Source organism: Xanthomonas sp. LMG 12459, from assembly GCF_009192905.1.
GTDB classification, from domain to species: domain Bacteria; phylum Pseudomonadota; class Gammaproteobacteria; order Xanthomonadales; family Xanthomonadaceae; genus Xanthomonas_A; species Xanthomonas_A sontii.
Genome location: NZ_NSGT01000032.1, coordinates 1 through 12,240 on the forward strand (window position 1 = coordinate 1; position 12,240 = coordinate 12,240).

At 70.0% G+C, this 12,240-nt stretch carries 7 protein-coding genes; all 7 read left to right on the top strand.

What is annotated here, in order from left to right:
* The first annotated feature begins 308 nt into the window (after window positions 1-308).
* The gene (gene ligA / locus CEK65_RS08060; protein WP_152181370.1) at window positions 309-2,825 is read left to right on the top strand and encodes an NAD-dependent DNA ligase LigA; all 2,517 of its coding nucleotides are present in this window, start codon (window positions 309-311) and stop codon (window positions 2,823-2,825) included.
* Entirely contained in the window at window positions 2,822-3,307 is a 486-nt protein-coding gene (locus tag CEK65_RS08065) for a GNAT family N-acetyltransferase (protein ID WP_152181371.1), read from the top strand. The genes ligA and CEK65_RS08065 overlap by 4 nt, the downstream gene beginning before the upstream one ends.
* On the top strand, window positions 3,307-4,257 hold the full coding sequence (epmA, locus tag CEK65_RS08070; protein WP_152181372.1) for an EF-P lysine aminoacylase EpmA: 951 nt from the start codon (window positions 3,307-3,309) through the stop codon (window positions 4,255-4,257). Before CEK65_RS08065 ends, epmA begins: the two co-directional genes overlap by 1 nt.
* Window positions 4,258-4,456: 199 nt before the next feature.
* Window positions 4,457-5,101 (top strand): DUF3011 domain-containing protein, encoded by a 645-nt coding sequence (locus CEK65_RS08075; RefSeq protein WP_152181419.1) that lies wholly within the window; start codon window positions 4,457-4,459, stop codon window positions 5,099-5,101.
* Between the two features lie 69 nt (window positions 5,102-5,170).
* Window positions 5,171-6,235: an S-methyl-5-thioribose-1-phosphate isomerase gene (mtnA, locus tag CEK65_RS08080; protein ID WP_152181373.1), complete on the top strand. Its 1,065-nt coding sequence runs from the start codon at window positions 5,171-5,173 to the stop codon at window positions 6,233-6,235.
* A 210-nt stretch (window positions 6,236-6,445) separates the two neighbouring features.
* A complete protein-coding gene (gyrA, locus tag CEK65_RS08085) occupies window positions 6,446-9,262 on the top strand; it encodes a DNA gyrase subunit A (protein WP_152181374.1) in 2,817 nt (938 codons plus the stop codon).
* A gap of 358 nt (window positions 9,263-9,620) precedes the next feature.
* On the top strand, window positions 9,621-12,050 hold the full coding sequence (locus CEK65_RS08090; RefSeq protein ID WP_152181375.1) for a membrane-bound PQQ-dependent dehydrogenase, glucose/quinate/shikimate family: 2,430 nt from the start codon (window positions 9,621-9,623) through the stop codon (window positions 12,048-12,050).
* Window positions 12,051-12,240: the final 190 nt, after the last annotated feature.

The window sequence follows — 12,240 nt, forward strand, 5'->3', positions numbered from 1 at the left end:
GATTGGGGATTGGGGATTGGGAATTGGCAAAAGCCGGGTGGTGAGGTCGATGGCGCTGCGCGCTCCGTACCCTCACCCCAACCCCTCTCCCGGCGGGAGACGGGCCTTGGCTTCTCCCTTCTCCCCTTGGGAGAAGCTGCCCCGCAGGGGCGGATGAGGGTAAGACCGCCGCCGACGCGAGAAGTCCGAGCTTGGGCTCTTGCGAATCCCCACTCCCAACTCGCCAATTTCAGCCGTCAAGCCAATCCCCAATCCCAGCCTTCAAGCTACTATCGCCCCCCTCTCCGTTACCCCCATTTCCGCTGCGCATGACCGCAATTCCCGATCCCCAGCAGCGTGCCGCCGAGTTGCGTCAGCGCATCGACGACGCCAATCACCGCTACTACGTGCTCGACGACAACGCGATTCCCGATGCCGAGTACGACGCGCTGATGCGCGAGTTGGAGGCACTGGAAGCCGCGCACCCGGAGCTGGCCAGCGCGGACTCGCCGACGCGCAAGGTCGGCGCGCGCCCGGACGGTGGCTTTCCCGAAGTGCGCCACGCGATCCCGATGCTCTCGCTCGCCAATGCCTTCGAAACCCCGGGCGTGGCCGAGGACGCCGACGATCGCACGCGCTTTGCCGAGGTCGCCGATTTCGAGCGCCGCATCGAGCGCGAACTCGAACTGGCCGCGCCGGTGTTCTCGGTGGAACCGAAGCTCGATGGCCTGGCGATCAGCCTGCGCTACGAGGACGGCGTGTTCGTGCAGGGCGCCACCCGCGGCGACGGCAGCACCGGCGAGGACGTCACCGCCAACCTGCGCCAAGTGCGTTCGGTGCCGCTGAAGCTGCGCGACCTCGGCGTGCCGCCGCCGGCGGTGCTGGAAGTGCGCGGCGAGATCTACATGCCGCGCGCCGCCTTCGCCGCGTGGAACGCGCAGGCGCTGGAGCGCAACGAAAAGCTGCTGGCCAACCCGCGCAATGGCGCCGCCGGCTCGCTGCGCCAGCTCGATCCGGCGGTGACCCGGCGCCGGCCGCTGGCGTTCTTCGCCTACTCGGTGGGCGAGGTGCGCGGCCTGGAACTGCCCGAAACCCATTCGCAGACGCTGCAGCTGCTGCGCGACTACGGCTTCCCGGTGGCGCCGGAGGCGGACACCGCCACCGGCTTCGACGGTCTGATCGCCTATTTCCGCCGCATCGGCGCCGCTCGCGACAGCTTGCCGTACGACATCGACGGCGTGGTCTACAAGCTCGACGATTACGACCAGCAGGAGGCGATGGGCTTCGTCTCGCGCGCGCCGCGCTGGGCGCTGGCGCACAAGTTCCCGGCGCAGGAACAATCCACCGTGCTGCGCGCGATCGAGGTGCAGATCGGCCGCACCGGCGCGGTCACCCCGGTGGCGCGGCTGGAGCCGGTGCAGGTCGCTGGCGTCACGGTTACCAACGCGACGTTGCACAACGCCGACCAGATCGCGCGGCTGGACGTGCGCGAAGGCGACACGGTGATCGTGCGCCGCGCCGGCGACGTGATCCCGGAAGTGGTGCGGGTGATCGAGGAACGGCGTCCGCCGGGCACCGCGCCGTGGACGATGCCGGCGGCGTGCCCGGTGTGCGGTTCGGAACTGGTCAAGGAAGAGGACGCGGTGGCCTGGCGCTGCAGCGGCGGCCTGGCCTGCGCCGCGCAGCGCAAGGAGGCCGTGCGGCACTTCGCCTCGCGCCGCGCCATGGACATCGAAGGCCTGGGCGAGCGCCAGGCCGATGCCCTGGTCGAGTTCGGCTTCGTGCAGTCGCTGGCCGACCTGTACGCCTTGAGCGTGGAGGACCTGGTACGGATGAAGGCCGCGCTGGACGCGGCCACCGCCGTCGACCTGCTGCAGGCGGTGGAGGACAGCAAGGGCGCGCTGGCGCTGGACGCGGCCGGCCGCGCCGCGTTGGATGACGAGGCCGCCCAGTGGCGGCACGCCGACTTCCTGCGCGCACACCTGGCAGTGGACCCGGGGGGCAAGCTGGCGACCAAGTGGGCCGAGAACCTGGTCGCCGGCATCGACGCCAGCCGCGCCACCACGCTGCCGCGTTTCCTGTTCGCGCTGGGCATTCCGCACCTGGGCGAGACCACGGCCAAGGCGCTGGCCTACTGGCTGGGCTCGCTGGCGTTCGTGCGCAGCACCCCGGCGGTGCTGCTGCAGGCCTTGCCGGACATCGGCGGCGAGGTGGCGCGCTCGATCGCGACCTTCTTCGAGCAGCGCGGCAACGTTGCGGTGGTCGATGGCCTGATCAATGCCGGCATCGGCTTCTCCGACGAGGGCACGCCGCCGGCGGAATTGCGCGAGCGCCTGGACCTGGCGCATCTGCTGGGCACGCTGCCGGTGGACAAGCTCGGCGGCAAGAGCGCGCAGCGCCTGGCCGCCACCTACGGCACGTTGCACGCGTTGCTGGGCGCCAACGAAAGCGGCTGGACCGGCGCCGGCCTGTCCACGGCCGGCGCCGCCAACCTGGCCGCGTACCTGGCCGATCCGGCGCAGAAGCAGGCGCTCCTGGATGCCGAGGCGGCAATGCAACGCCTGCTCGATGCCGCCCCTGCGCAGACGCAGCGCCGCGCCGGCCCGCTGGATGGGCAGACCGTGGTGCTGACCGGCACCCTGACCGCGCTGACCCGCGACGAGGCCAAGGCGCAACTTGAGGCGCTTGGTGCCAAGGTCGCCGGCAGCGTCTCGAAGAAGACCGCGTTCGTGGTCGCCGGCGAGGCTGCCGGTTCCAAGCTCGACAAGGCGCAGGAGCTGGGCGTGGCGGTGTGGGACGAGGCGCAGTTGCTGGCGTTCCTGCAGTCGCAGGGGCAGGGCGCATGAGCGCGCTCGGCATGAAGCAGGAAGAGTTGCGCTGGCGTACTGCCGGCGCGGCCGATCAGCCGGCCCTGCTGGCGATGCTGCAGGCGTTCTACGCCGAGGACGGCATCGTCTTCGACGCCGAGCGGGTGACGCGCGGCCTGCAGGCGCTGCTGGCGCAGCCGGCGCTGGGCGAGGCGCTGTTGTGGCTGTCGCCGGACGGCGCGGTGGTGGGCTATGCGCTGATCACCGCCTGTTTCAGCGTCGAACTGGGCGGGCGCTATCTGCTGCTCGACGAGTTGTACCTGGGCCCGGCCGCACGCGGGCGCGGCTGGGGGCGGCGGGCGGTGGCGCTGGTCGAGGCGCGCGCCCGCGCGCTGGGGGTGGACGTGCTGCGGATGGAGGTCAATCACCACAACGCCGCCGCCAAGCGCCTGTACCTGGGCCTGGGCTACCGCGACGACGCGCGCGACCAGCTGAGCCGCCGGCTCGACACGGCGCCGTGATGGACCTGCTGTCCACCCTGCAATTGCGCGCCCGGCTCAATGCCGCCATCCGCGGCTTCTTCGCCGCGCGCGGCGTGCTGGAAGTGGAGACGCCGATGCTGTCGGCGGCCGGCAACACCGAGCCGAACATCGACAGCTTCCAGACCCGCTTCAGCGGCCACGTCGACGCAGGTCCGGCGCTGCGCTGGCTGCGCACCTCGCCCGAGTACCCGCTGAAGCGGCTGCTCGCCGCCGGCATCGGCGACTGCTACGAACTGGGGCGGGTGTTCCGCAACGGCGAGGCCGGCGGCCGCCACAATCCCGAGTTCACCATGCTCGAGTGGTACCGGGTCGGCTGGGATCACCGGCAACTGATCGAGGAAACCGTGGAGCTGGTGCGCACGGCGCTGGCCCTGGTCGGGCGCAGCGCCACGCTGCAGGTGCTCAGCTATCGCGAGTTGTTCCTGCAGGGGCTGGGCCTGGATCCATTCGCTGCGCCGTTGGAGGCGCTGCAGCAGCCGCTACGCGAGATCCACATCGATGCCGACGGCCTGGGCCGCGACGACTGGCTGGACCTGCTGATGACCCACTGCCTGCAGCCGGCGTTCCCGGCCGACCGCCTCACCGTGGTCCACGACTGGCCGGCCAGCCAGTGCGCGCTGGCGCGCGTGCGCGACGGCGACCCGCCGGTGGCCGAGCGCTTCGAGCTGTACCTGGGCAGCTACGAACTGGCCAACGGCTACCACGAGCTCAACGATGCCGCCGAGCAGCGCCGGCGCTTCCTGCGCGACCATGCGCTGCGTCAGGCGCGCGGCGCGGTACTGCCGCCGCTGGACGAGCGGCTGCTGCAGGCGCTGCCGGCCTTGCCCGACTGTGCCGGCGTCGCGGTCGGCGTGGACCGGCTGCTGATGGCGATGCGCGGCACCGCGCAGATCGGCGACGTGCTCGCCTACGATTTCGCGCATGCCTGAACCGGCCGTCACGTGTTTTCGCGGCGCCTTGTTGCGTTGTCCACACCGATGATGGTTTGATCGGGCACGGCAAGCGCACGCTGCGCGCCAGCAGGTCTTCGTTGTTCAGGTTCTAGGCATAGGGGCAGAGCCAAGCATGAAGTGGGCGTACGGGCTCGGTGGCTGGTGTTGGCTGGGGTTGGCGGCAAGTGTGTGGCCGATGCCGTCGCAGGCGCAGGACACCGATGCGTACGATGCCGCGGTGGTCCGCTGCGAGTCGCGCGACATGACCTGGGTGCACTGTCCGATGTCCACCGACCGGGGCGTGCAACTGGTGCGGCAACTCTCCGACAACGACTGCATCCGTGGCAGCGAGTGGGGTTCCGACGCCACCGGCGTGTGGGTGACCCTGGGCTGTCGCGCCGAATTCCGTCCCAATCCGGTGGAGGCGCCGCGCAGCGCGATGCGCCGCGTGTTGCGCTGCGAATCCGATGGGCGCCTGGAGAGCTGCCCGGTGATGCTGCGCGGCGCCCCGGTGCGATTGATGCGGCAGTTGTCGTCGGTGCCGTGCCGCGAGGAGCGCAGCTGGGGCGTGCGCCGCAACGAGATCTGGGTCGCGCGCGGCTGCCGCGGCGAGTTCGAGATCGGCGCCGCCGACGGCTCCGGCTTCCCCGCCGGCCCGCGGCCGGTGCTGTGCGAATCCAAGGGCAAGGCGCGGCGCCGCTGCGGCGTCAGTGTGCAGGATCGTGTCGAACTGCGCCGGCAATTGTCCGGCGCGCCCTGCGTGCAGGACGACAGCTGGGGCTGGGACCGCGACGGTATCTGGGTGGACAAGGGCTGCCGCGCCGAGTTCAGCGTCAACTGATCGCTGGCGCGGCGTTGCGACACCGCGCGGCGTCCTCAATCCGCAATCGCCGGCGTTTACAATGGCGCGATGAACGCCGCCCTCGATATCGATTACGCCCGCTACGACCATATCCGCCCGATCCTGTGGACCGGCGACGCGCTGGAGCTGCTGGACCAGCGCAAGCTGCCGTTCGCGGTCGAACACGTGCGCTGCACCGACAGCGACCAGGTCGCCGCGGCGATCCACGCCCTGGCCGTGCGCGGCGCGCCGGCGATCGGCATCGCTGCAGGCTGGGGCACGGTGCTGGCCGCGCGCGAGGTGCAGGCCGAGAACGGCGCCGAGGCGTTGCTGAAGCTGGAGCCGGCCCTGCAACGGCTCAATGCCGCGCGCCCGACCGCGGTCAACCTGGCCTGGGCGCTGGCGCGCATGCGCGGCGCCCTGGGCGCGGCAGGCAGCGACTGGCAGGCCGTGCTGGAGCGCGAGGCGCAGGCGATCGCCGAAGAGGATCTGGCCGCCAACCGGCACATGGGCGCGCTCGGTGCCGGCCTGATCGTGCCGGGCAGCGGCGTGCTGACCCATTGCAACACCGGCTCGCTGGCTACCGCCGGCTTCGGTACCGCGCTGGGCGTGATCCGCGCCGGCGTCGCCCAGCAGCGCATCGCCAAGGTGTTCGCCGGCGAGACCCGGCCGTGGCTGCAGGGCGCGCGGCTGACCGTGTGGGAACTGCAGCAGGACGGCATCGACGCCACCCTGATCGCCGATTCGGCTGCCTCGCACCTGATGAAGACCGGCGCGGTGCAGTGGGTGATCGTCGGCGCCGACCGCATCTGCGCCAATGGCGACACCGCCAACAAGATCGGCACCTACCAGCTGGCGATCGCCGCGCGCCACCATGGCGTCAAATTCATGGTGGTGGCGCCGTCGTCCACCGTGGACATGGACACTGCCGACGGCGCGCAGATCGAGATCGAGCAACGCGATCCGGGCGAGCTGTTCGGCGTCGGCGGCACGCGCACCGTGGCCGACGGCATCGCCGCCTGGAACCCGGTGTTCGACGTGACCCCGGCGGACCTGATCGATGCCATCGTCACCGAGCGCGGGGTCATCGAGCAGCCGGACCCGGCGCGCATGCGCGCCGCCTTCGGCGGCTGAGTTCCAGGGAGCGCCGTCGCGCCCGGCAGAGGCGGCTGATGGCGCGCAAGTGCTTGTTCGCGCCGGCAAAAACCGGGCAATCGGGCGCCTGTCATGATAGAATCCGGCGGTTCGATCGACCGCCGTGCGCCCTAGGCGTGCGGCCGCGGCGGGCCCGCCTGTCGCGGGCCGGCGTGGTGGTCGATCCGCCACCAGACTTACGGAACCCGAATGGCAGAATCCGCCAAGGAAATCATCCAGGTCAACCTGGAAGACGAGATGCGCAAGAGCTACCTCGATTACGCCATGAGCGTGATCGTGGGGCGTGCCCTCCCGGATGCGCGCGACGGCCTCAAGCCGGTGCATCGCCGCGTGTTGTTCGCGATGAACGAGTTGGGCGCGCACAGCAACAAGCCCTACTACAAGTCGGCGCGTATCGTCGGCGACGTCATCGGTAAGTACCATCCGCACGGCGACCAGTCGGTGTATGACACCCTGGTGCGCATGGCGCAGCCGTTCTCGCTGCGTTACCTGATGGTGGACGGGCAGGGTAACTTCGGTTCGGTCGACGGCGATTCCGCGGCGGCGATGCGTTACACCGAGGCGCGCATGTCGCGGCTCGCGCACGAGATGATGGCCGACATCGACAAGGAAACCGTCGATTTCCAGCCCAACTACGACGAAAAGGAACAGGAACCGTCGGTGATGCCGACGCGCTTCCCGAGCCTGCTGGTCAACGGCTCGGCCGGCATCGCGGTGGGCATGGCCACCAACATCCCGCCGCACAACCTGACCGAGTCGATCAACGCCTGCCTGGCGCTGATCGACAACCCGCAGATCGACGTGGACGGGTTGATGGAGCACATCCCCGGCCCGGATTTCCCGACTGCCGGCATCATCAACGGCACCACCGGCATCGTCGCCGGCTATCGCACCGGCCGCGGCCGCGTGCGCATGCGCGCCAAGGCCGAGATCGAGATCCAGGACAACGGCCGCGAAGCGATCGTGGTCACCGAGATCCCGTACCAGGTCAACAAGGCGCGGCTGATCGAGAAGATCGCCGAGCTGGTCAAGGAAAAGAAGCTCGAAGGCATCAGCGAGCTGCGCGACGAGTCCGACAAGGACGGCATGCGCATCTACATCGAGGTCAAGCGCGGCGAAGCCGCCGACGTGGTGCTGAACAACCTGTACCAGCAGACCCAGATGGAGTCGGTGTTCGGCATCAACATGGTGGCGCTGGTCGACGGCCGCCCGCAGTTGATGAACCTCAAGCAGATGCTGGAGGCCTTCGTCCGCCACCGCCGCGAAGTGGTCACCCGCCGCACCATCTTCGAACTGCGCAAGGCGCGCGCCCGCGCGCACATCCTCGAAGGCCTGACCGTCGCGCTCGCCAACATCGACGAGATGATCGAGCTGATCAAGACCTCGGCGAACCCGAACGAAGCGCGCGAGCGCATGCTGGCCAAGACCTGGCAACCGGGCCTGGTCGGCGCGCTGCTCAACGCGGCCGGCGCCGAGGCCTCGCGCCCGGAAGACCTGCCCAGCGGCGTCGGCCTGGTCGGCGGCGGCTATCAGCTGACCGAAGTGCAGGCTACGCAGATCCTGGAAATGCGCCTGCACCGCCTGACCGGCCTGGAGCAGGAGCGTCTGACCGAGGAATACAAGCAGTTGCTGGACGCCATCGCCGGGCTGATCCGCATCCTGGAAAACCCGGACGTGCTGCTGCAGGTGATCCGCGAGGAACTGGTCAACATCCGCGAGGAATACGGCGACGCACGCCGCACCGAGATCCGTCACAGCGAAGAGGACCTGGACATCCTCGACCTGATCGCGCCGGAAGACGTGGTCGTGACGCTGTCGCATGCCGGCTACGCCAAGCGCCAGCCGGTCAGCGCCTACCGCGCGCAGCGCCGCGGCGGCCGCGGCCGTAGCGCGGCGGCGACCAAGGAAGAGGATTTCATCGACCAGCTGTGGCTGGTCAACACCCACGACACCCTGCTGACCTTCACCAGCAGCGGCAAGGTGTTCTGGCTGCCCGTGCACCAGTTGCCCGAGGCCGGGCCGAACGCGCGCGGCCGCCCGATCGTCAACTGGATTCCGCTGGAGAACGGCGAGCGCGTGCAGGCGGTGCTGCCGGTGCGTGAGTACGCCGAGGGCCGCTACGTGTTCTTCGCCACCCGCAACGGCATGGTCAAGAAGACCCCGCTGAGCGAGTTCGCCTTCCAGCGCAAGATCGGCAAGATCGCGATCAACCTGGACGAGGGCGACGCGCTGGTGGGCGTGGCGCTCACCGACGGCGAGCGCGACGTGCTGCTGTTCGCCTCCAACGGCAAGACCGTGCGCTTCTCCGAACGGCCCAAGGACGACGAGGCCGATGATGCGGCCGTCGACGAGGTCGGTGCCGACGACGGCGCAGTGGCCGACGACGAGGCCGCGGGCGAGGAGGGCGACGACGCCCGTGGCGCGCGGCGCAAGAGCCGCGGCGGGGTCAAGCCGACCGGTCGCAGCAGCCGCGGTGTGCGCGGCATCCGCCTGGCCAAGAGCGAGTACGTGGTCAGCCTGATCGTGGCCGAGCCGGCCGTGGGCCAGGACGAGGACGCCGACGACGTCGACGCCGCAGCGGACAGTGAGGTCGATGCCGAGGCGCGCAACGGCGACGAGGCCGATGCCTACATCCTCACCGCGACCGAGAACGGCTACGGCAAGCGCACCCCGCTGGGCGAGTATCCGCGCAAGGGCCGCGGCACCCAGGGCGTGATCGGCATCCAGACCAGCGAGCGCAACGGCAAGCTGGTCGGTGCGGTGCTGCTGAGCACCCGCGACGAAGTGCTGCTGATCTCCGACGGCGGCACCCTGGTGCGGACCCGTGCCTCGGAAATCTCCCGCGTCGGCCGCAACACCCAGGGCGTGACCTTGATCCGTCTGTCCAAGGGCGAGAAGCTGCAGGCGGTGGAACGCCTGGACGGCTCGCTGGTCGAGGAAGACGTGCTGCCGGGCGAGGACGGCGTCGCCGAAGGTACTGGCGAGGCTGCACCGCCGCAGGCGTGATCCGCTCCTGAGCGAACGACGACGCCGGCCTCGTGCCGGCGTCGTCGTTTTTGGGGCTGGCCACCGCGACGAGGCGGATGCTCTGCTGCGAGCGTGCACGCGGCGCCACGGCGGCCATTTGTACGACCGCTGCGCCACACCGACCGCACATAATCGTCCGGTCGTTGTCGCTCTCGACGACACAGGCCGCGTGATGCCCAGGTCGATGCTGGATCACGAGGACGGCAAGGTTGCGTGTCAGCGTGTGTCAGCAGGAAACGCGCGGCATTCACCGGCCGCTTGGGATAAGGATGCGCGGCGCGCGTGCGCCGCTGCCACGGCGGATGTTCCGCGTGGCCGTGTCCTGCAAGGAGTGGCAATGAACGAATTCGAACGAACGCAGCGTCGTGGCGGCTGGCCGCTGCGCCTGCTCGGCGGCGCCTGTGTGCTGATCGGCGTGGTGCTGGCGATCGGGGGTGCCTGGCTGCTGGCGATAGGCGGCTCCTGGTACTACCTGGTCGCCGGCCTCGGCCTGGCGATTTCCGGCGTGCAGCTTTGGCGCGCGCGGCGCAGCGGCGCGTTGTGGTTCGCCGCGACCTTCCTGCTGTCGCTGCTGTGGGCGGCGTGGGAATCGGGCACCGATTACTGGCGCTGGGTGCCGCGCATGGGCCTGATGGTGTTCCTGGCCTTGCTGTTGGCGCTACTCCTGCCGCGGCTGGACCGCCCGTTCTCGCGCACGCTGTCGCGCACGCTCGCCGCGGTGCTGGCGCTGGTGTTCGTCGGCGCGTTCGCGCTGGCGTTCCTGCCGTACGGCGTGACCGAGGCCGACGGCACGCTGGCGCATGCGGCCGGCATGGCCGCGGCGCTGGCGACCTCGCGCACCGGCGCGCAGCCGGCCGACACGCCTGCCGATGCCGACTGGGCCGCCTACGGCCGCGACAACGCCGGCAGCCGCTATACGCCGCTGCGGCAGATCGCTCCGGACAACGTGGCGCAGTTGCGTACCGCCTGGACCTTCCGCACCGGCGACCTGCCGGACAAGCGCTGGGGCGCGGAAACCACGCCGCTGAAGATCGGCGACAGCCTGTACCTGTGCAGCGCACGCAATCAGCTGATCGCGCTGGATGCGCGCAGCGGCCGCGAACGCTGGCGCTACGACCCCAAGGTGGCGGACAAGGCGATCCCGTATACCGCCGCCTGCCGCGGCGTCAGCTACTACGCGGTGCCCGACGCCCAAGCCACGGCGTCGACGGCCTGCCGCCAGCGCATCATCGAAGGCACCCTGGACGGACGCCTGATCGCGGTCGATGCGGCCGACGGCAAGCCCTGCGAGGACTTCGGCCAGCATGGCCAGGTCGACATCACCGTCGGCATGGGCTCCACGCCGCCCGGCTATGTCTCAATCAATTCGCCGCCGACCATCGTGCGCGGGGTCGTCGTCACCGGCCACCAGGTGCTGGACGGACAGAAGCGCTACGAGCCGTCCGGCGTGATCCAGGGCTTCGATGCGGTGACCGGCGCGCTGCGCTGGGCCTGGGACATGACCCATCCGGACTGGACCGGCGCGCCGCCGCCGGGGCAGACCTGGACCCGTGGTACGCCCAACATGTGGACCAGCGCGGCCGGCGACGAGCAGCTCGGCTACGTGTACCTGCCGATGGGCAATTCCTCGGCCGACTACTGGAGCAGTTCGCGCACCCCGCAGGAAGACCGCTATGCGACCTCGCTGGTCGCGCTGGACGTCACCACCGGCAAGCCGGTGTGGAATTTCCAGACCACCCACATCGACGTGTGGGACTACGACCTGGGTTCGCAACCGACGTTGCTGGATTTCCCGCACGACGGCACCACCGTGCCGGCGGTGCTGCTGCCGAGCAAGCAGGGCGAGCTGTACGTGCTCGACCGGCGCACCGGCAAGCCGCTGGTCGGGGTCGAGGAACGCGCGGTGCCGGGTGGCGGTGTGGAGCCGCAGCGCCGCGCCAAGACCCAGCCGTTCTCGCTGTACCACTCGCTGCGCAAGCGCGACCTGACCGAGCGCGACATGTGGGGCATGACCCCGATCGACCAACTGGTGTGCCGCATCCAGTTCCGCAGCGCCAGCTACAAGGGCATCTACACGCCGCCGGAAGCCGACCGCCATTCGATCGAGTACCCCGGCTACAACGGCGGCTCGGACTGGGGCAGCGTGGCGGTGGATCCGCAGCGTGCGGTGATCGTCGCCAACTACAACGACATGCCCAACTACAACCGGCTGGTGCCGCGGGCCAAGGCCGACAAGATGGGCTGGGCGCCGCGCGACCAGGTGCGCGGCGACAGCGGCGGCGCCGAGGGCGCCGGCGATCCGCAGGCCGGCACGCCGTACGCGATCAACGTCAACGCCGGCTGGCGCCTGCCGTTCACCGGGCTGCTGTGCAAGCAGCCGCCCTATGGCGGCATCCGTGCGATCGACCTGACCAGTGGCAAAACGCTATGGGACCGTCCGTTCGGCAGCGCGCGCGGCAACGGCCCGTTCGGCATCCACTCCGGCTTGCCGATCGAGATCGGCACGCCCAACAACGGCGGCGCCGTGGTCAGCGCCAGCGGCCTGATCTTCATCGCCGCGGCCACCGACGACCTGATCCGCGCGATCGACCTGGCCAGCGGCAAGACCCTGTGGCAGGCCAAGCTGCCGGCCGGTGGCCAGGCCACGCCGATGGTGTATGCGGTCGACGGGCGCGAGTACCTGGTCATCGTCGCCGCCGGCCATCACTTCATGGAGACCAAGCGCGGCGACTATGTAATCGCCTACGCGCTGCCTCCGGCAGGCTGACGCGGGCCGTCGCTGCGAGGTCGCGATGCGGCTTCGCGGCGGCGGGGCGGGGTGGATGCGGGAAGGGTGTGATTGGCCTCCTGCCGCCGATCACGCCGGTCGCCTCGCGGTGTGTCCAATCACGGGTATGCGATGCGTCGTAGCAGCGGCTGAAGCCGCCCCTACGAGAAAACATTGCGATACGCTCAAC

What these genes read in the sequence shown, in the direction of transcription:
- epmA (WP_152181372.1), top strand. Translation starts at nt 3,307, where the DNA reads ATGGACCTGCTGTCCACCCTGCAATTGCGCGCCCGGCTCAATGCCGCC.
- CEK65_RS08065 (WP_152181371.1), top strand. Translation starts at nt 2,822, where the DNA reads ATGAGCGCGCTCGGCATGAAGCAGGAAGAGTTGCGCTGGCGTACTGCC.
- CEK65_RS08090 (WP_152181375.1), top strand. Translation starts at nt 9,621, where the DNA reads ATGAACGAATTCGAACGAACGCAGCGTCGTGGCGGCTGGCCGCTGCGC.
- CEK65_RS08075 (WP_152181419.1), top strand. Translation starts at nt 4,457, where the DNA reads ATGCCGTCGCAGGCGCAGGACACCGATGCGTACGATGCCGCGGTGGTC.
- mtnA (WP_152181373.1), top strand. Translation starts at nt 5,171, where the DNA reads ATGAACGCCGCCCTCGATATCGATTACGCCCGCTACGACCATATCCGC.
- gyrA (WP_152181374.1), top strand. Translation starts at nt 6,446, where the DNA reads ATGGCAGAATCCGCCAAGGAAATCATCCAGGTCAACCTGGAAGACGAG.
- ligA (WP_152181370.1), top strand. Translation starts at nt 309, where the DNA reads ATGACCGCAATTCCCGATCCCCAGCAGCGTGCCGCCGAGTTGCGTCAG.